Here is an 18,313-nt window from a genome sequence, read left to right as displayed (position 1 = left end):
CATTAAACTAGCGCACTAGATAGCGACGAAGCGTCTGAACAGAGAGATTTACGTCATCTGTCTGTCAGCGCTGCTCTTGAAGATGAAGGTGTTCCGCGCTAATCCGTGTCAGCAATGCGTCTGGGATCGACCACGCACCGTAGGCCCGCGGCAGGCGTCTACCGCACTTTCCGAATTCCTGGCATCTTCGATCTTTGAGCCTTCCAGATCAGCGGCGGCGCAGAGTAAATGGTCTGGCACTGGCGGGCTCAAAGCGTGGAGGAATGTTCCCTTATAGCGTCAGCGCCCGTTTGAGATCGTCGTGCTCGAAAGCGCTGGCCATGCGGTTGATCTCGGCCGAGCGGGCGCCGACTGCCCTGGCCGTATCGCGCCAGGTCACGGTCACGGTCGCGACTTCTTTGATGATCGCGCGAGCCTGCGGCAACGTAAGTGCAAAAAATCCGGACGCTGCTTCCAGCAGGTCGAGTGAACAGGTGCCCTCGTCGAGATCGATGTTCGTCGTCAGCACCCGGGCCTTGAGATCAGTTGGAACGGGATTGAGATCATATGCCGGCGAGAGAGACCAGCCCGCCTTTCCAAGCCACAGGAAGCCGTGATTACGGAGGTGGTCGTCGACATTGGAGATCAGCACGTTGAAGGCGACACGCCGGTAGAGGGCATGAGCGTCTGTCCTTGCCTGAGCGCCGTGTTGGGCGAGGGCATCGACGATCTCGGGATAGCTGCCGCGCTCGCCATCCTTGGCGCCCATCATCGCCATCGCCGACAGGAACGGTATGCGGATCGTACCATTGCGGTCGAAGCGTCGCGATAACATGACCGGCTTGCCGGCGATGTCGATCAGCTCGTGCTGGGGAACGGCGATACCTGCCTTGCCGGCTAGCCGCAGAGCGATCTCTTCCCAGGTCTCTATGCTATAGTCATCGGTCTCCTTTGGAAATTTCGCGATGGAGAGGTGACCATGCTGGTCGATGACCGACGCCTTCGGACGTGCGCCGCCGAGGGAGGAGCCAGGGGCAAAGATGAGCTGGAGGTCCTCATCCGTTTCCTCATCCCGGAGAATCCGCTCGGTGATTTGGAGCAACCGACCAAGTTCAATCAGGGCAGGAACGCCGGCGCGAATTGGTCTCTGGAAAACCTCGTCGCCAGCCCAGCGGAAGCGGAGCGCGCCAAGCCGTGTCTCGTCGGCTACGCCGAGCAGGTAGTCACTTTCCGTGAGGGTGCGAACGGCTCGGCCTTCGTGTTCGGCCAGGCGACGCTCGGCGCGTTGCATGAGGCGACGACCCCAGGTATCCGGCGCCGAGTCTCCGATCGAGCCGAAAATCGCTAGCCCGGCACGTGGTGCGAAGGCACCGCGGGTCAGCGCCAGTGCTGGCTCCAGCGAGAAGCGGGCCGGATCCTCAAGCCATGTGCCGTCATACTCGAAGAGGATGGTCTCCGCGCCTCGGACACGATTGCTCCTCGCCAGCCCGATTGGGCGCGTGCGGCCGTCCAGGTCGATATGTACTTCGAAGTCAGCCATCGTGGGACGACCTGGCCGGCCGCTGGAGGTGGACGCGCTGGGGCAGATCCGCGCTAGCCAAAGCCCGCCCGACGCTGTCGTTGCTGATGTCGGCGATCTGATTCAGGCCGTCGAGCAAACCGAGCGCCTGGAGGACGCCGGCATAAATACCGATGCCGACGTTGGTGTCCCCGGCTTCGACCCTTTGCAATGTCGAGCGAGACGTGAAGGCGCGCTCGGCCACGACCGCCATCGGAAGCCGTCTACGTCGACGGGCATCATGGATGTCCGCCCCCAGCTTGCGCACCGCGCGCCGCACGGCGGCAGGGGGGGTATGTGGAGTGGGCATTTTGTCACCTTCGCACTACGAACTTGGTCAATATGTAGCACCAAGCTTACAATTTTCCCATGTGCGCCTTACTCAGAATAGGTGAAATAATACCGCCTTGGCGCCATCCACTGCATTTGTCCGTCCACGCCGCGGCGATCTAATTTAGACATGGATCACGACCAGCGCCGCCCTTAACGAGAGGCGAGCATCGTCAACGGCGCTGTTCTCGGCGCATCGTCGCCGTGATGGCGCCAGAGGCGCCGCTAACGAAGCCGTCTAGAAATGGCTGTCCAAGCAGACGTTCAGAGCGGTCTGGAAATGGGTGGGCGCCTAACGCTAGACGAAATTCAATGTCGGTGTCTGCCGCATCTGGTTTCGTCAGAGCCCTTGATTTTCGACAACGCGCGCATTTTTGTTCAGAGCAACACGTTTCCGCCAGAAGAGAATCGCGGTGCGGCTCTCTCATTGTCTCACGCAGATCCATGGCTTCCCCAAGGTAATGGCCACCACGCGCGAACGATGGTTGATCCGTTGGTCGAGAAACTCGTCGGCAAACCGTGCACTTGGGACGGCAGCAGTCTCCAGGACGCCGGTGCGCTGCGGGAAGTGAAGCGTATGTGGCTGTGCTCAAGGCCGCGGACAATCACGATTTCAGGTCGCTGTTGAAGTAGGCGCGCAGGCATAAACCGACTGGTCGTATCCTGACGAAGCCGGATCGGTTGCCGCGGCGCGCATCTGCGTTCGGCCCGGATCGACATATCGCGGATGTCGTAGCTGTCAGATTTCAAGACGAGCCTAGGCCTCGCAGCGCTTTAGGCGGCCTACGATGTGCTCGCCCAGCCTTCTTGAGCGAGTCGCCCGGCTCGGCCCCAATTGTTGGAACAAAGAGGTGGGCAGCAAGACGCTTGGGGGACCGAGCTTCTATCCGCATGAACCGCAACCTCTGGGGCGTCGAGAATTTCGAGGAGATGGCGATCCGCCATTCGAAATTCGCGGTGCAACGATTTGCGCACGAAGCGGCGCGCCAGCATTGGCGTGCTTTGCCAATTCGTCGCCGGGATCAAGGCCGCACGGGAGCGAATTGTAGCACGGACGGACGAGGACCGGGAGACCTTCCTCCGCAAAGGCGGGTTTTCCAAATCCGAGACGACGAAGATCATTGAAGTCGTTCTGGGCGAGGAAAACCGCAAGCCGGAAAGCATCTTTGATTTCGTGCAGGGCATCGCCGCATTTGCTCGCGGCAAGGCTCATCAGGACACTCGCCTTGAACTCGAGGGCATAGCCAAACGTTTGATGGAGCGTGCAATCTGATACTGTCAGCCGCGCAACCGGGAACGGTTGCGCGGCTTCGGTCGATGCCTTGGTGCGCCGCCACCGATCCGGCATGCTGATCAGTGGCGGTGACGCGTATCCGCGTCCGGCGCTCGCCCGGCCTCTGGCCCGGCTCGCGAAAGTCAGGCTCTACGACGGTTCAAAAATGGATTCCAGCGACCCGATCACTTCCGCTTAGCGGGTTTTGATCGTTCGCTTAGCGCGTCTTCATCTGGGAGAACGAGATCGACATGGCTGACGCCCAACGTGCCGGCGAGTTCAAACAAGGTTACGACAGTTGGATTACGGCGGCCGCGCTCCAGGTCACTGATATATTGCTGCGTGAAGCCGGACACTTCGGCGAATTTCTCTTGCGTGAAGCGCTTCTGCTTCCGCAGTCTTGCGAAATTCCGACCGACCAACTTGCGCATGTCCATGGGCGCAAGTTGCGTCTTTACATACTATGAGGTTTATCTCCTATAGTATGTATTTCGAGCTGCTCGCTGGTCGGCTGGGGCGCAATGAGGCCAAAATGAGACGTCGGGATAATCTCGGCCTTCCAGGAAGATTAGAATCACTCGCTGTTTCTTGGGACGCTTATGACAAAACCGCAGCTAGATCCTGACGTCGCAGATGTCGCACCGAATGAACCGGCGCTGACGGTCTATGACGAACAGCATGTCGTCACGTACATTCGCCTTCTGCAGGCGGAGGGTGAGGGAGCGGACTGGCGAGAGGTCGCTCGACTCGTTTTACATATCGATCCGGAGCGAGAGCCGGAACGTGCGCGGGCTGCATATCAGAGTCATCTTGCGCGCGCCAAATGGGTGACCGAGCAGGGGCGTCTCTTACGCGGCGCTGACGCAAAATAGAAGAAAACCGCCGATTGGAGGCTCGCAGCCAAAACTATTTTCTCCCGCTAACCGGTGGTCATTCTCGAGCACCACGTGGTGTCAAACTAGGGGCTTCCTACAACCGCCTCGTTCATAACTATTGCGCCGCAATCCTTGTGAGCTGCGTGCAATGGGGCGGAAGCAATGCCTGAATTCGACTGGCGATCGCCGGATTCGTTCAAGAGCCTAGAGAACGCTGAGATCACTCACATCGCCTGGGAAGGCCTTCGTATGAATGTGGACTACCAACGCGATTACGAAGCAATGATTGCGAGCAGCCCCGATGGCGAAGTGACCGAGGAGTTCAGGAGGAGATGGGGAATCTGCTTTCGCCCATGACCCGCAAAGCTCCTCCAAAGAACAGGCGATCTTTTGGACACCTGAGGTTCTAGCGTCCGTTGTCCCGGTGACAACCGTCACGGCTGTTGCGCACAAGTCCGCATCTCAGCCACTGCTCGACTTTACTGTTGGACAGGTATGCCACGCCGCTGACGGTTGGCACGCGGTACTGCACGTCGGCTCGGTGGAGCATCGCATCTGGTCGCAGCAGCCGCTGACCGCAGGCGCTCACTATGCAGCCGAGTTGCCGCTTGACCGCGATTTCGAAGCGCGCGCGCACGCTGCCACGCGGCTGTGGCGTGCGATGAATGGACGCGCGCCAGGACCCGGGTTTCACCGCTTGTCCAAATCACGGCGCGAACGATTATGCGCGGCTCTTCGCGCGGTCGCTGCGCATTTCTCCGGCGCGACTTATCGCAGCATCGCAGAGGTTCTGTTCGGGCAAAAGCGCATACCGGGTCGTGCCTGGAAAACGCACGATTTGCGTAGCCGAACCATCCGTCTCGTAAAAAGTGGCCTAGCGTTCGTGCGCGGAGGCTATCGCAAACTTCTGCGGCTCGAGCGGAAGGTCGAGTAACGCCACCCCCAGGGTGCCGAAAATCGACCCCTCAATATTCGGCATCCCCCTCCGAGAACTTGCTTCTCCAAGATGACCGCACACACGCCGGCGCTGCCATGCGCGGTGAGCTGTTATCTTGGAGTCCTCAAATGCCCGATCCGATGGCCGGTCTACCTCCGCGCTTCCTGCGTACACCGGAGGCCGCGCGTTACCTTGGCCTTTCCGGCCGCACGCTGGAGAAGCACCGCACCTACGGCACAGGGCCGACATATCGGAAGATTGGCGGACGTGTCGTCTACGCATTGGATGATCTAAAGGCCTGGGCCGATCTCGGCGCCAAGACGTCGACGTCCGACCCCGGGAAGGGGACGGTGCTGCCGGCCAAGAAACACCCGGTGCTGCGCCCGTATGCGGGCCAGGAACGTCGCTGATCGCCGCGTGAGAGCAGTGACAGTGCGGCGCAAACACCGTTCCGAACGCGACCAGCTTGAGCTCTTCCGGGCGCTACCCGGCGATCTTGCGCCGCGCGACGCGCAGGATCTGATGGCTTATCCGTTCTTTTCCTTCGCAAAAACAAAGCGGATTGTGCCGATCGACTTCCATACGGGTGCGATCGCCATTCGTGTCGAAGCTGTACAGGAACACGGCATGGCGACCATCTGGGATGCAGACGTCCTGATCTGGGCTGCGTCCCAGATCGTCGAAGCACGTGACGCCGGCCTGAAGACGTCGCGCCTGATGGCTGCAACGCCTTACGAGATCCTGACGTTTGTCGGCTGCGGGACTAGTGCGCGCGACTATGACCGCCTCAAGGCGGGACTCGACAGACTTCAGTCAACGACCGTGCTGACGTCGATTCGCCAGCCGACAGAACGGCGGCGGCATCGCTTCTCGTGGATCAACGAGTGGAAGGAGACCGCCGATGCAAATGGCCGTCCATTTGGGCTCGAGCTGATCCTGCCTGATTGGTTCTACGCGGGCGTCATCGATGACGCACTCGTGCTCACGATCGACCGCGCCTATTTCGATCTGACGGGCGGCCTTGAGCGATGGCTTTATCGGCTCGTGCGCAAGCACGGTGGTCGGCAGGACGGTGGCTGGAGTTTTGATCTTGCGCACCTCCATGCCAAGTCCGGCATCCTCTCGCCGCTCAAGCACTTCGCGTACGACGTACGTCAGATCGTCCAGCGCCAGACATTGCCCGGCTATCAGCTCGTGCTCACGAGCGATCCGAACGGCACCGAGCGACTGAACTTCGCGCCTACGCCCGTTGATCCCTTAACGGCACGCCTGCGCCGGCGCGGTCTCATTCCAAATTCGGAGGACAACCTGTGAATCAGCTCGTGCTATCGGGGACCGCAACCCTCGTGCTATCGGGGACCCAATCCTCGTGCTATCGGGGACCAAAATCGAGCTTAAGAGCTTGCTTCTCCGCGCTTTCCAGCCCGTCTAACTTTACTAACCAGAAATCCTTCGGATTTCTTCTAACGGACCAGGCCGCAAGCCGCATTGGAGGCGATTGGCAACGGCGGGCCATCAGCCCTGCTTGCCCTTGCAAGCCGCACGCGCCCGTCACCGAATCCCAAGCTCATGGCGTCCAGTTCCAGCTTCAGGGAGTGGCGGCATGAGGGACCTCACCGAAGTGGAAGTGCTTTGGCTCGAGAAGCGGATTGAAAACCGCATTCGGTTCGGTCGCATCGTCGAGGACAAGAAGATCGATCGTCACCGTCGCGTCCTGTCATTCGCGCCGGGCAGCATCTTTGCCTTCGTCCGTTGGACCTCCAGCGACTTTGGCACGATCATCTCGCGGATTGACATCTTGCGCGCGATCCCACCGGGACAGCGCTGCTCGACCGTGCCGTATGTGAAGCCCGGCGGAGAGATTTTGCTGCGGCTATCCGGCTGGCCGAAGGTCGAACGGGTGCTGCAGATGGTCGACGCCATCGAAGCGCTCGGCATCGATCCCGCCGACGTCGCTCCTGATCATTGGCATCACATTCATAATCGTCTGTCCGTCAACGAAAACCCGCGCCCCTACACGAGAGCCCGCCACCAGGCATGGCTTCACCGGCAGAGGGTCATGCGATGACATTGCGGCTGAAGACGTTGACCACGATGCTCGGCGGTGCCGCCGCTCTTATAGCGCCGATCGTTCTGGAGATCACACCGGCCTACATCTGGAATGCATCCGAAAGCGTACCGATCGGGCTCTACCGCGTGCAGCCGGCGGAAAAACTATTCGCTACGGAACTCCTGGCCGTACAGCCACCGGAGCCGCTCGCGACCTTCCTTGACCTGAATGGCTATCTGCCAGCCGGGTTGCCGATGCTCAAACGGGTGCTGGCGCTCCCGGGGCAAACTGTCTGCAGAAGCGGACTCACAGTTTCGGTTGACACCATTGACATGGGCGAGGCTCGGGATCGCGATGGCCGCGGCCGGCCGCTCCCAAAATGGCAGGGCTGTCGCGTCGTTGGCGAGGGCGAACTCTTCGTCATGAACTGGCAGTCCGCGGACTCGCTTGACGGCCGCTATTTCGGGCTCTTGCCGGCATCGGCTGTCGTTGGCCGTGCGTTGCCAGTGTGGACCTGGGAGGAATGATTGTGCGCGTGTTGAGTTTCCGACCGGCCATTCCTCTGTTCGGCGCAGTGCTGCACCATTGCTCCGTCCCGACCAACGACTGCGCAGCCGTCGCGCGCAGCGGCGGTCCAGGGCGGCCGAACGGCCGGCGCGAAGCGGCTTTACCCTGGACGGGCGCGAGCACGGTGGCAGGCTTACGATTGTTTGAGGGGAGCTTGCGCGCTGTGATGCCGTTGTTCGTTGCGCTGAGCGTGAGCAACGTTCCTGCTGTCGCCGACGCACGATTCGCGAGGTATGAAGCGAATTATCGAGCCGTCGATTCGCATGCCGATTTCGTCGAGCAGGCCGCGCTTCGCTTCGGCGTGCCGCTGCAGTGGATACGCGCCGTCATAAACGTCGAAAGCGCAGGCGACGTGCGTGCGAGGTCACCGAAAGGCGCCATGGGGCTTATGCAGATCATGCCAGAGGCGTGGGCAGAGCTGCGTCTGCGATACGACCTCGGCAACGATCCGTACGATCCCCATGACAATATTCTTGCGGGTACTGCGTACCTTCGCGAACTGTTCGACCGCTACGGTTCACCGGGCTTCCTTGCAGCCTACAATGCCGGACCTGCTCGCTACGAGGAGCATCTCGCCGGCCGTTCATTGCCTGCTGAGACCCAAGCCTATTGCAGAGGCTTGCACCTATCGTCGGCAGCGACATCGCAGCTTCCAGCACAATCGGGAGTCTGCGCCCATCAGCAGCGGCGCTCTTCGTTGTTTGGTCTGAAAGTTCAAAGACCGCTGCGCGGCTGGAGCCTAAGCGCTCGCCAAACCGGGCTCCGACGACGGCCACCGGTCACGACATCTCGGCCATCGTGCCACAGACAACAGGGTTGTTCGTCGTGAGATATGATGCAGGAGGCCCGCGATGAGCGACTGCGCAAGCTGGCATGCATTGGCGTGCCGCGGAGAAGGATGGGCGAAAGGGCGAAGGCAGTGGGGAGGCACGACGGCAGGACGGCGAGATAAAAGGGGCTCGCCGGTCGAACCGCAAGCCATTGGCATGGCTTGGGTTCTGGCGTGCCGGTCGGTCGGGTCGCGTGCCGCGCCTTGCATTTTGACGAATGCAATCAAGGGCATTTTCGGCACCATGTGCGCTTTTGATCGCTGGGAGGCCAGCCCGTGAGCGTGGGCGATAGCGACCTGCGTATTCGGCCTGGGCGCATCAGCAGCGCCCGCGTGCCGAAGCCCAAGAGCTTCATCAACCAGGTGCTGCGGGCGGCGAAGACAGCAGGACACCCCCCGGGGCAGACCATGGCCGGCAGGCGTTCGGCGGCCTATGGGCGCTCGACGTTTGGCCGTGGCCGGCTGTCCTTTAGCCGTGCCAGATTGTTTAGCCCGACGCGCCGCGTCGTGGTGAAGGCGCGCGTGGTTGGGCATAAAGGGCGCGCCTTCCGTTCAGCACCACTGACCGCCCATCTCTCATACCTGAAGCGCGACGGCGTGACCCGGAGTGGTGAACGGGCCGAGATGTTCGATGCCGGCGGTGACCGCGCCGATAGCGCGGCTTTCGCAGAACGATGCAAGGACGACCGGCATCATTTCAGGTTCATCGTCTCGCCCGAGGACGCCGGCGACATGACGGACCTGAAGGCCTTCACCCGCGACATCGCCAAGCAGATGGAGACCGATCTCGGCACGCGGCTCGATTGGGTGGCTGTCGATCATTGGAATACGGACAACCCACACGTCCATTTTCTCGTTCGGGGCGTAGATAAGGACGGGGCGGACCTCGTGATCTCCCGCGACTACATCAGTCAGGGCCTGCGCTCACGCGCCGAGGAACTGGTCGCCATTGAACTGGGTCCTAAGCCGGAGCACGAGATCCGCAATTCGCTGGAGAGGGAAGTCACGGCGGAACGATGGACGCGGCTAGATCGGGAGATCCGGTTGGCAACCGATGAGATCGGCACTATCGATCTTCGCCCCGAGAACCCGGGCAGCTCCGATCCCGAGATACGGCGCCTGATGGTTGGTCGCCTTCAACACTTGGAGAAGATGGGCCTTGCCGCATCCGCTGCGCCGGGTGAATGGATGGTCGGGCTCGAGGCCGAGCGTAGTTTGCGCGACCTTGGCCTGCGCGGCGACATCATCAAGACCATGCACCGCGCCTTTACAGAGCGCGGGGAAGCGCGCGGCGTATCTGACTACATCATCGAAGGTGGCCGGCCGACATCCCAGATCATCGGACGGCTGGTTGATCGCGGACTACATGACGAACTGACTGGCGAGACCTACGCGGTCATCGACGGCACAGATGGACGCGCGCACCACGTCCGCTTCCGCGAGATCGAGGCCTTCGAACATGCACCGCCGGTCGGCGGAATCGTCGAACTACGACGTTTCGGTCAAGCCGAGGATCCGCTTCCCATCCTGGTGCTCGCGCCCCGTTCCGATATCGATCTTGGCGAGCAGGTCACCGCGAAAGGTGCGACCTGGCTCGACCACCGGCTGGTCGAACGCGATCCGATGCCGCTCGCCATGGGAGGATTCGGCCGCGAGATCCGCGACGCCATGGAAGCGCGTGCCGAGCATCTGGTTCAGGAAGGTCTAGCGAGGCGGCAGGGACCGCGCACCGTCCTGCAACGCGACCTCCTGAACACGCTGCGCCGACGCGAGCTGGACGAGGTTGCAGCAAGGGTTTCGGCCGATACCGGCCTGCCTTACGTGAAGGCTGCCTCCGGCGAGCACGTAGTGGGCACGTATCGCCAGCGCCTGACGCTCGCCTCGGGACGTTTCGCCATGATCGACAACGGGCTCGGCTTCCAGCTCGTGCCGTGGTCGCGCGAGCTTGAGAAGAAGTTAGGCCAACACATCACGGGCATCATCAAGGACGGCGGCGGCATCGAATGGGGCATCGGCCGCAAGCGCGACTTGGGCCTCTAGCTATCTCGCCAATTCAGTTGGGAGGGACCTTCGGGATGTCCGGAACCAAAATCCTCTGGGGCCAAGTGATCGTTGTCGGTCTGATCGTTTTGATGGCCATCTGGGGAGCAACCGAGTGGACGGCCTGGCGGTTCGCGTACCAGCCGGAGCTTGGTTGCCCCTGGTTCGAGCTTTGGGGTTGGAAAGTCTATTACCCGCCAATCTTCTTCTGGTGGTGGTTCGTCTACGACGCTTATGCACCTCAGGTCTTCGTCGAGGGAGCCTTCATTGCGGCGTCGGGGACTGTCGTTTCGATCGCTGTGGCGATCGGCATGTCGGTCTGGCGGGCGCGCGAGGCCAAGAATGTTGAGACGTATGGCTCGGCGCGCTGGGCCGATGCGCCGGAGGTGAGAGCAGCCGGGCTTCTCGGTTCGGATGGCGTGGTGCTTGGCAAACTCGACCACGACTACCTTCGCCATGACGGACCGGAGCACGTGTTGTGTTTTGCGCCGACCCGGTCCGGCAAAGGCGTCGGGCTTGTGGTTCCTTCGCTGCTGACTTGGCCCGGCTCAGCCATCGTTCACGACATCAAGGGCGAGAACTGGCGGTTGACCGCCGGCTTCCGCGCGCGGCACGGTCGCGTTCTCTTGTTCGACCCGACCAACCCTAAATCTTCAGCCTACAATCCTCTGCTTGAGGTCAGGCGCGGCGAGTGGGAGGTCCGCGACGTCCAGAATGTCGCCGACGTCCTGGTCGATCCCGAAGGCTCGCTCGACAAGAGGAACCATTGGGAGAAGACCAGTCATTCGCTTCTGGTTGGTGCCATCCTCCACGTCCTTTATGCGGAGGGGGACAAGACCCTGGCCGGCGTCGCCTCCTTTCTGTCCGACCCAAAGCGGCCGATCGAGGCGACGCTGAGAGCGATGATGACCACCCCGCATCTTGGCGAGCAAGGCGCGCATCCTGTCGTCGCATCGACCGCGCGCGAACTTCTCAACAAGTCGGACAATGAACGTTCCGGCGTCCTGTCCACGGCGATGTCGTTCCTCGGACTTTACCGCGATCCCGTGGTGGCCCAGGTAACCCGCCGGTGCAACTGGCGGATCGCCGACTTGATCGCCGATATCAGTCCAACGACGCTTTACCTCGTGGTGCCGCCTTCCGATATCTCGCGAACAAAGCCGCTGATCCGCCTCGTGCTGAATCAGATCGGGCGGCGCCTGACCGAGGACTTGCACGCGGGTGACCGCCGGCATCGTGTCCTGATGATGCTTGATGAGTTCCCGGCGCTCGGGCGGCTCGATTTCTTCGAGTCCGCGCTCGCCTTCATGGCGGGTTACGGCATCAAGAGTTTCCTGATCGCGCAATCGCTCAATCAGATCGAGAAGGCCTATGGATCGAACAACGCGATCCTCGACAACTGTCACGTTCGCGTCAGCTTTGCGACCAACGACGAGCGGACGGCCAAGCGCGTGTCCGACGCACTCGGTACGGCGACCGAGATGCGGGCCATGAAGAACTATGCCGGTCACAGGTTGAATCCTTGGCTGGGGCACCTGATGGTCTCGCGCCAGGAGACGGCAAGGCCGCTGCTGACCCCAGGCGAAGTCATGCAGCTTCCGCCGATGGACGAGATCGTGATGGTGGCGGGCACGCCGCCGATCCGGGCGAAGAAGGTCCGCTACTACGAGGATCGTCGGTTCACCGAGCGAATTCTGCCGCCGCCCGATCCGGCGAGCGCCGGCGGATCATCGCGGATGGACGGATGGTCAGCGCACGGAACGCTGAAGCCGACGGGAGATCCAACTGATAAAGCCACGGAGGCCGAGGAAGACACGGCGAACAGCGGACTCCGTCGTGAGCCCGAACTCCCCGATCACGTCGCAATCGCCAAGGAGACGACTGAGCCGACGCCAGCAGAGGAATTTGCCGCCGTTCTTGACGATGACGAGGAGGCGGTCCGTCAGTCTCGGCTCATACGCCGGCAGATGCGTGGTGTCGCCCGTCAAGTCGCCATGTATCCGAATGACGGTATGGAGCTCTGAGGCAACATGCGCGACCGGATGAACGTCTATTTCCCGCCAGAGCTTCTGAAGCAGATCTCAGAGCTTGCCGATCGCAAGAAGCTTTCCCGGTCTGCGATCGTGGAAGCGGCTGTCGCTTCGTTTCTCTCACCGGACGGAACGGACAGGCGGGAGGCGGCGTTTACCCGCCGCCTGGATCGGCTGTCGCGTCAGATGCAGAGGCTGGAGCGCGACGTCGGTCTGACGGCGGAGACCTTGGCCCTCTTCATTCGCTTCTGGCTGACGATTACGCCGCCGCTACCCAACGATGCGCAGGCGGCAGCCCAGGCAAAGGGCAGGGAACGCTTTGAAGGGTTCGTCGAAGCGCTCGGGCGTCGCTTGCAAAAGGGGCAAAGCTTCCTCCGCGAGATTCCAGAAGATATCCGCCATCAGGAACCGGCAGGCGAAACCTGACGGATTGTCTTTGGATACGCTATCGCGCCGTCCCTTCTTTTTCTACGCCAGCCTACGACCGCAGCAATTTAGCCGAACTGACAAAAAGCTGGACACGCTATCGGCTCGCACGAGTTGAGAGCAAAAGGGGCCAGCATGCAAATTTCACCAGCATGGCGTCGAATCGCGTGCGTTTTTCTCCCCTTCGCTGCTGGATACTATCTTTCGTACCTGTTTCGAACGATCAACGCTTTGATCGCCAGTCATCTCAGCTCGGATACCGGGCTTGGGAATGCCGACCTCGGGTTGCTTACTTCAGTGTATTTCCTGGTGATCGCGGCGGCTCAGATCCCCGTCGGCATATTGTTGGACCGCTTTGGTCCGCGTCGCGTTCAGAGTGCTCTGCTTTTGGTCGTCGCCGCGGGCGCCGCACTGTTCGCGGTATCGACCGTATTCCTGTTACTTTTGATAGCGCGCGCAATGATCGGGCTTGGCGTGGCGGCGGCGCTGACGGCAGGACTGAAGTCCATCGTCCTTTGGTTCCCCAGGGAGCGGGTTGCTTTGCTGAACGGCTACATGGTCATGCTGGGCTCGCTAGGAGCGGTGACCGCTACTGCTCCCGTCGAACACCTGCTCGCTTGGATGGGCTGGCGGCAGCTCTTTGAGATCCTGGCGGCCGCTACCGCTGCTACAGCCATTCTCATCTATGTAGTGGTGCCCGAACGAGGCACTATCCCATCAACAGCGCGCGCCACCCTTAGCTCCGTTTTTCGCGATTGGCGCTTCTGGCGAATTGCTCCGTTGTCAGCGACTTGCGTTGGATCGTCCTGGTCCCTGCAGGGGTTGTGGGCATCCCCGTGGCTGACAGACGTAGAGGGGCTTGATCGCCCAAGCCTCGTCAGGCTGCTCTGCATTATGGCGATTGTACTTAGCGGGGGTGCCTGGTTGTTCGGTATGGCCGTCCATCAGATCAAACGAGGAGGAATCGGGGCGGAGGCAATATTGGCCATGGTTGCAATGCTGTTCATCGCAGCCGAGTTAGCCTTAGTCCTGCGAGCGCCTCTGCCCTCCATCTTGCCCTGGTCCATTGTCGCAATTGTAGGAACGGCAACCGTGGTCAGCTTCGCGGTGATAGCGGATTACTTTCCGCCGGAGCTTGCCGGTCGTGCCAATGGCGCCCTGAACGTCTTGCACTTTGGTTGGGCATTTCTGGCACAATACGCGACAGGACTGATCCTGGAGCAATTGTCTGCGAATGATGGCCATAGGACCGTCCAAGCCTATCAGGTCGCGTTCGGCGTCAACGTAGCGCTGCAGATCGGGGCGCTGGTCTGGTTCGCGCTGCCTTGGGGCCGATACTTAGCTTCATGGATGAGGTCAATTCCGTTCTTCGTGCCGGCTAATGTTTTCAATGTTGTCGAGTCAGTAAGCTCGTATGAGAATTCGGTGGTCCTCATACCCGCGGATGATGATGCTGAGTGGTGAGCACTAACTCGCATTACGATTGAGTAGGCCTCATAGATAAGTTTTTAGTCTTTCTTTTTCTACGCTAATCTACGATCACTGAAAGCTATTGTTGCACCAAGTCCGTTGGTGCCTTTCTTAATCATCCCCATCTGAGGGCCGTCTGTGGACGCTCTCACTCGGTGGGGGCGAACGGTGGCAATCCATTCCATTCAATCGGAGGCGAGTTTGCGCGGTGCGCGAATGCTGCGTAGCGCGCTCGGCTCCGCGATTGCCGGCTACCTCGAAGACGAAGCGATCATCGAGGTGATGCTCAATCCGGATGGGCGGCTGTGGATCGACCGGTTGTCGAACGGCCTGATCGACACAGGCGAAACTCTGTCGGCCGCGGATGGCGAACGCATCGTTCGCCTGGTTGCGCATCATGTGGGCGCCGAGGTACACGCCGGCGCGCCACGGGTTTCGGCCGAACTACCCGGGACAGGCGAACGCTTCGAAGGTCTCTTGCCTCCGGTCGTTGCAGCACCGGCCTTTGCTATCCGCAAGCCCGCCGTCGCCGTGTTTACGCTCGACGACTACGTCGCAAGGCGCATCATGACCTCGGAGCAGGCCAGGACCCTGCAGAACGCGGTGGCCGCACGGAAGAACATCCTTGTCGCTGGCGGGACATCGACGGGCAAGACCACGTTGACGAATGCGCTTCTGGCCGAGGTGGCGAAGACCTCCGATCGGGTCGTGCTGATTGAAGACACCCGCGAGCTGCAGTGCAGGGCGCCCAATCTCGTTGCGCTGCGGACCAAGGACGGTGTGGCGACGCTGTCGGATCTTGTCCGCTCGTCCCTCCGACTGCGTCCTGACCGCATCCCGATCGGCGAAGTCCGAGGTGCCGAAGCACTCGACCTCCTCAAGGCCTGGGGCACCGGCCATTCCGGCGGCATCGGCACCATTCATGCGGGCACCGCGCTCGGTGCGCTGCGGCGGCTCGAGCAACTCATCCAGGAAGCCGTCATCACGGTTCCGCGTGCTCTGATCGCCGAAACCATCGACCTCGTCGCCGTGCTTGCAGGCCGCGGCGCCGATCGTCGTCTCGCTGAACTCGCCCTCATCTCGGGGCTCAGCGCCAGCGGCGACTACAATCTTTCATCAGCAGGAGACTGACATGCGTCAGCAATTTCACTTTCTTCGAGGTGCGTCGACGGCCGCCTTCGTCGCGGTGCTTGTGGCATCCCCTCCGGCGTGGGCTGCCGGCTCGAACATGCCATGGGAGCAGCCACTCAATCAGATCTTGCAGTCGGTTGAAGGTCCGGTCGCCAAGATCGTCGCCGTCATCATCATCGTCGTGACCGGGCTCACGCTCGCATTCGGGGACTCGTCCGGTGGTTTCCGCAGGCTGATCCAGATTGTGTTCGGTCTGTCGATCGCGTTTGCCGCCTCGAGCTTCTTCCTGTCGTTCTTCTCCTTCGGCGGCGGCGTGGTGATCTGATGGATGGTCAGGTGGCAGGCTTTGTCGTGCCCGTTCATCGCGCACTCACTGAGCCCATCCTGATGGGCGGTGCGCCGCGCTCGGTCGCGATCGTCAACGGCACGCTTGCGGCAGCCTTAGGGCTCGGACTTCGGCTCTGGATCGCGGGTCTTGTTCTCTGGTTCATCGGCCACATGGCCGCCGTCTGGGCCGCCAAGCGCGATCCCGCATTCGTCGATGTGGTGCGCCGACATCTGCGCATTCCCGGCCATCTCAACACCTGAGCCCCCGATCATGATGAATCTCGCTGAATATCGCCGCTCCGACGCCCGTCTCGCCGACTTCCTGCCATGGGCAGCCCTGGTCGACGAGGGAATCATCCTGAACAAGGACGGGTCTTTCCAACGGACGGCGAAATTCCGCGGCCCCGACCTCGACAGCGCGGTGCCGGCCGAGCTGGTCGCCGTCGCCGGTCGCCTGAACAACGCCCTGCGTCGCCTGGGATCGGGCTGGGCCGTGTTCGTTGAGGCGCAGCGCCATTTTGCCGGTAGCTATCCGCCGAACGCGTTTCCGGATGTGGCGTCTGCGCTGGTCGACGCCGAACGCAGGGCTCAGTTCGAGGAGGCGGGTGCCCACTATGAGTCCAGCTACTTCCTGACCTTCCTCTATCTGCCTCCGGAGGAAGGGGCCGCCAGGGCAGAGCGCCTGCTCTATGAGGGACGCGATCGGACTGTGGGAGCAGACGCCCGCGAGGTGCTCCGCGGATTTATCGACCAAACCAACCGTGTGCTTCAGCTCTTTGAAGGATTTATGCCGGAATGCGCGTGGCTCGATGATCAGGACACGCTGACCTACCTGCACTCGACGATCTCGACCAAGCGTCACCGCGTTCGCGTGCCTGAAATTCCGATGTACATCGACGCGCTGTTGTCCGACCAGCCGCTAACCGGCGGGCTAGAGCCGATGTTGGGCTCAGCCAATATTCGGGTCTTGACGATTGTCGGCTTTCCGGGTGCGACGACCCCGGGGATCCTGGACGATCTGAATCGTCTGGCATTCTCGTATCGTTGGTCGACGCGCGCAATCATGCTCGACAAGGCCGACGCCACCAAACTGCTGACCAGGATTCGGCGGCAGTGGTTTGCCAAACGAAAGTCGATTGGCGCCATTCTCAAGGAGGTCATGACGAACGAGGCGTCGACGCTGCTCGATACCGACGCCCACAACAAGGCGCTTGATGCCGACGCAGCGTTGCAGGAACTGGGGTCGGATCAGAACGGACAAGCCTTTGTTACGGCGACCATCACTGTCTGGGACCGCGATCCCAACACTACCGATGAAAAGCTGAGGCTGGTCGAGAAGGTCATACAGGGCCGCGATTTCACCTGCATGATCGAGACCGTGAACGCCGTCGAAGCCTGGCTCGGCAGTCTGCCCGGGCATGTCTACGCCAATGTGCGGCAGCCTCCGATTTCGACTCTCAACCTCGCCCATATGATTCCGATGTCGGCCGTTTGGGCCGGCGAGTCGAGGGATCTGCACTTCAAGGGTCCGCCGCTTCTGTTCGGCAAGACCGAGGGATCGACGCCCTTCCGATTCTCGCTCCACGTCGGCGATGTCGGCCATACGCTAGTAGTGGGACCGACTGGAGCCGGCAAGTCGGTCCTGCTTGCCCTGATGGCGCTACAGTTCCGTCGTTACCCGAATTCGCAGGTCTTTGCCTTCGATTTCGGCGGTTCGATCCGGGCGGCCGCGGTCGCCATGGGTGGCGACTGGCATGATCTCGGCGGTGCATTGTCTGACTGGGACGAAAACCCAGTCGCGCTGCAACCTTTGGCCTGGATCGATGATCCTTCCGAGCGAGGGTGGGCGACGGAATGGGTCGGCGCGATCCTGGCACGGGAAAAGATCGAGATCACCCCTGAGGTCAAGGATCATCTGTGGTCGGCGCTAACATCTCTCGCTTCGGCGCCGAGGGAGGAACGCACCCTCACGGGCCTGTCAGTCCTTCTTCAATTGAACTCCCTGAAGCGCGCCCTGCAACCATACTGCCTGGGCGGACCTTCCGGGCGCTTGCTCGATGCCGAATTCGAACGTCTCGGCGAGGCGTCGGTCCAGGCGTTTGAGACCGAAGGCTTGATCGGAACGAGTGCTGCGCCAGCCGTGCTGGCGTACCTCTTCCATCGTATTGGGGATCGTCTCGATGGTCGGCCGACACTCCTGATTGTCGATGAGGGTTGGCTTGCCCTCGATGACGAGGATTTCGCTGGGCAGCTTCGGGAATGGCTGAAGACGCTTCGGAAAAAGAATGCCTCCGTCATCTTCGCCACTCAGTCGCTCTCGGATATCGACGGCTCCGCGATCGCGCCGGCGATCATCGAAAGCTGCCCAACTCGCTTGTTGCTGCCGAACGAACGGGCGATCGAACCGCAAATCACGGCCATCTACCGCCGCTTCGGCCTCAATGACCGCCAGATCGAGCTATTGAGTCGGGCAACGCCCTGTCTCTTATAC

19 protein-coding genes and 1 pseudogene are annotated in these 18,313 nt (G+C 61.3%); 17 read left to right on the top strand and 3 right to left on the bottom strand.

What is annotated here, in order from left to right; genetic code table 11:
• Nucleotides 1-271: 271 nt before the first annotated feature.
• Nucleotides 272-1,519, bottom strand: coding sequence for a type II toxin-antitoxin system HipA family toxin (locus AC1VNY_RS35450; protein WP_018272760.1), 1,248 nt, complete (start codon nucleotides 1,517-1,519; stop codon nucleotides 272-274).
• Entirely contained in the window at nucleotides 1,512-1,847 is a 336-nt protein-coding gene (locus AC1VNY_RS35445; protein WP_026193062.1) for a helix-turn-helix domain-containing protein, read from the bottom strand. Before AC1VNY_RS35445 ends, AC1VNY_RS35450 begins: the two co-directional genes overlap by 8 nt.
• An 859-nt stretch (nucleotides 1,848-2,706) precedes the next feature.
• On the opposite strand from AC1VNY_RS35445, the pseudogene AC1VNY_RS35440 reads away from it, so the two are divergent.
• Nucleotides 2,707-3,140, top strand: a pseudogene (locus AC1VNY_RS35440) (DUF932 domain-containing protein); the annotation flags it as partial.
• A gap of 185 nt (nucleotides 3,141-3,325) precedes the next feature.
• Here the strand turns inward: AC1VNY_RS35440 and AC1VNY_RS35435 are convergent.
• The gene (locus AC1VNY_RS35435; protein WP_244620828.1) at nucleotides 3,326-3,571 is read right to left on the bottom strand and encodes a helix-turn-helix domain-containing protein; all 246 of its coding nucleotides are present in this window, start codon (nucleotides 3,569-3,571) and stop codon (nucleotides 3,326-3,328) included.
• Nucleotides 3,572-3,739: 168 nt separating this feature from the next.
• On the opposite strand from AC1VNY_RS35435, the gene AC1VNY_RS35430 reads away from it, so the two are divergent.
• From AC1VNY_RS35430 to trbE, 16 genes are all read left to right on the top strand, one after another.
• Nucleotides 3,740-4,012, top strand: a complete 273-nt coding sequence (locus tag AC1VNY_RS35430; protein ID WP_018272758.1) for a hypothetical protein — start codon at nucleotides 3,740-3,742, stop codon at nucleotides 4,010-4,012.
• Nucleotides 4,013-4,177: 165 nt separating this feature from the next.
• Nucleotides 4,178-4,372 carry a transcriptional regulator domain-containing protein gene (locus tag AC1VNY_RS35425; RefSeq protein ID WP_018272757.1) on the top strand — a complete coding sequence of 65 codons (195 nt, stop codon included), beginning with the start codon at nucleotides 4,178-4,180 and terminating at the stop codon, nucleotides 4,370-4,372.
• 67 nt (nucleotides 4,373-4,439) lie between these two features.
• A complete protein-coding gene (locus AC1VNY_RS35420; RefSeq protein WP_244620826.1) occupies nucleotides 4,440-4,949 on the top strand; it encodes a DUF2285 domain-containing protein in 510 nt (169 codons plus the stop codon).
• Between the two features lie 131 nt (nucleotides 4,950-5,080).
• Nucleotides 5,081-5,362: a helix-turn-helix transcriptional regulator gene (locus AC1VNY_RS35415; RefSeq protein WP_018272755.1), complete on the top strand. Its 282-nt coding sequence runs from the start codon at nucleotides 5,081-5,083 to the stop codon at nucleotides 5,360-5,362.
• Nucleotides 5,363-5,384: 22 nt separating this feature from the next.
• A complete protein-coding gene (locus AC1VNY_RS35410) occupies nucleotides 5,385-6,266 on the top strand; it encodes a replication initiator protein A (RefSeq protein WP_018272754.1) in 882 nt (293 codons plus the stop codon).
• Between the two features lie 289 nt (nucleotides 6,267-6,555).
• The gene (locus AC1VNY_RS35405) at nucleotides 6,556-7,020 is read left to right on the top strand and encodes a DUF2840 domain-containing protein (protein WP_018272753.1); all 465 of its coding nucleotides are present in this window, start codon (nucleotides 6,556-6,558) and stop codon (nucleotides 7,018-7,020) included.
• Nucleotides 7,017-7,529 carry a S26 family signal peptidase gene (locus tag AC1VNY_RS35400; RefSeq protein WP_018272752.1) on the top strand — a complete coding sequence of 171 codons (513 nt, stop codon included), beginning with the start codon at nucleotides 7,017-7,019 and terminating at the stop codon, nucleotides 7,527-7,529. Before AC1VNY_RS35405 ends, AC1VNY_RS35400 begins: the two co-directional genes overlap by 4 nt.
• Nucleotides 7,526-8,398, top strand: a complete 873-nt coding sequence (locus AC1VNY_RS35395; protein ID WP_482408642.1) for a lytic transglycosylase domain-containing protein — start codon at nucleotides 7,526-7,528, stop codon at nucleotides 8,396-8,398. The genes AC1VNY_RS35400 and AC1VNY_RS35395 overlap by 4 nt, the downstream gene beginning before the upstream one ends.
• Nucleotides 8,399-8,674: 276 nt before the next feature.
• Nucleotides 8,675-10,438 (top strand): relaxase/mobilization nuclease domain-containing protein, encoded by a 1,764-nt coding sequence (locus AC1VNY_RS35390; RefSeq protein WP_026193059.1) that lies wholly within the window; start codon nucleotides 8,675-8,677, stop codon nucleotides 10,436-10,438.
• Between the two features lie 35 nt (nucleotides 10,439-10,473).
• Nucleotides 10,474-12,462: a conjugal transfer protein TraG gene (locus tag AC1VNY_RS35385; RefSeq protein WP_482408641.1), complete on the top strand. Its 1,989-nt coding sequence runs from the start codon at nucleotides 10,474-10,476 to the stop codon at nucleotides 12,460-12,462.
• Between the two features lie 6 nt (nucleotides 12,463-12,468).
• Nucleotides 12,469-12,894: a ribbon-helix-helix domain-containing protein gene (locus AC1VNY_RS35380; RefSeq protein ID WP_018272748.1), complete on the top strand. Its 426-nt coding sequence runs from the start codon at nucleotides 12,469-12,471 to the stop codon at nucleotides 12,892-12,894.
• A 135-nt stretch (nucleotides 12,895-13,029) separates the two neighbouring features.
• A complete protein-coding gene (locus tag AC1VNY_RS35375) occupies nucleotides 13,030-14,358 on the top strand; it encodes an MFS transporter (RefSeq protein WP_482408640.1) in 1,329 nt (442 codons plus the stop codon).
• 222 nt (nucleotides 14,359-14,580) lie between these two features.
• Complete coding sequence (trbB, locus tag AC1VNY_RS35370) at nucleotides 14,581-15,495, top strand: P-type conjugative transfer ATPase TrbB (protein ID WP_482408662.1); 915 nt, start codon at nucleotides 14,581-14,583, stop codon at nucleotides 15,493-15,495.
• Between the two features lies 1 nt (nucleotide 15,496).
• Nucleotides 15,497-15,820, top strand: a complete 324-nt coding sequence (locus AC1VNY_RS35365) for a TrbC/VirB2 family type IV secretion system protein (RefSeq protein WP_018272745.1) — start codon at nucleotides 15,497-15,499, stop codon at nucleotides 15,818-15,820.
• A complete protein-coding gene (locus AC1VNY_RS35360) occupies nucleotides 15,820-16,083 on the top strand; it encodes a VirB3 family type IV secretion system protein (RefSeq protein WP_018272744.1) in 264 nt (87 codons plus the stop codon). Before AC1VNY_RS35365 ends, AC1VNY_RS35360 begins: the two co-directional genes overlap by 1 nt.
• Before the next feature lie 10 nt (nucleotides 16,084-16,093).
• Nucleotides 16,094-18,313 (top strand): conjugal transfer protein TrbE (trbE, locus tag AC1VNY_RS35355; RefSeq protein WP_482408639.1); only part of this gene is annotated, 2,220 nt, incomplete at its 3' end.

This window comes from Bradyrhizobium ferriligni (assembly GCF_056837965.1).
The sequence above is the reverse complement of the archived record's forward strand: the minus strand, read 5'-3'. Positions and strand labels throughout refer to the sequence as shown.

Bases quoted from the DNA above. Each gene is read 5' to 3' on its own strand.
- AC1VNY_RS35450 (WP_018272760.1), bottom strand. From the start codon at position 1,519: ATGGCTGACTTCGAAGTACATATCGACCTGGACGGCCGCACGCGCCCA.
- AC1VNY_RS35445 (WP_026193062.1), bottom strand. From the start codon at position 1,847: ATGCCCACTCCACATACCCCCCCTGCCGCCGTGCGGCGCGCGGTGCGC.
- AC1VNY_RS35435 (WP_244620828.1), bottom strand. From the start codon at position 3,571: ATGCGCAAGTTGGTCGGTCGGAATTTCGCAAGACTGCGGAAGCAGAAG.
- AC1VNY_RS35430 (WP_018272758.1), top strand. From the start codon at position 3,740: ATGACAAAACCGCAGCTAGATCCTGACGTCGCAGATGTCGCACCGAAT.
- AC1VNY_RS35425 (WP_018272757.1), top strand. From the start codon at position 4,178: ATGCCTGAATTCGACTGGCGATCGCCGGATTCGTTCAAGAGCCTAGAG.
- AC1VNY_RS35415 (WP_018272755.1), top strand. From the start codon at position 5,081: ATGCCCGATCCGATGGCCGGTCTACCTCCGCGCTTCCTGCGTACACCG.
- AC1VNY_RS35405 (WP_018272753.1), top strand. From the start codon at position 6,556: ATGAGGGACCTCACCGAAGTGGAAGTGCTTTGGCTCGAGAAGCGGATT.
- AC1VNY_RS35400 (WP_018272752.1), top strand. From the start codon at position 7,017: ATGACATTGCGGCTGAAGACGTTGACCACGATGCTCGGCGGTGCCGCC.
- AC1VNY_RS35395 (WP_482408642.1), top strand. From the start codon at position 7,526: ATGATTGTGCGCGTGTTGAGTTTCCGACCGGCCATTCCTCTGTTCGGC.
- AC1VNY_RS35385 (WP_482408641.1), top strand. From the start codon at position 10,474: ATGTCCGGAACCAAAATCCTCTGGGGCCAAGTGATCGTTGTCGGTCTG.
- AC1VNY_RS35380 (WP_018272748.1), top strand. From the start codon at position 12,469: ATGCGCGACCGGATGAACGTCTATTTCCCGCCAGAGCTTCTGAAGCAG.
- AC1VNY_RS35375 (WP_482408640.1), top strand. From the start codon at position 13,030: ATGCAAATTTCACCAGCATGGCGTCGAATCGCGTGCGTTTTTCTCCCC.
- trbB (WP_482408662.1), top strand. From the start codon at position 14,581: ATGCTGCGTAGCGCGCTCGGCTCCGCGATTGCCGGCTACCTCGAAGAC.
- AC1VNY_RS35365 (WP_018272745.1), top strand. From the start codon at position 15,497: ATGCGTCAGCAATTTCACTTTCTTCGAGGTGCGTCGACGGCCGCCTTC.
- AC1VNY_RS35360 (WP_018272744.1), top strand. From the start codon at position 15,820: ATGGATGGTCAGGTGGCAGGCTTTGTCGTGCCCGTTCATCGCGCACTC.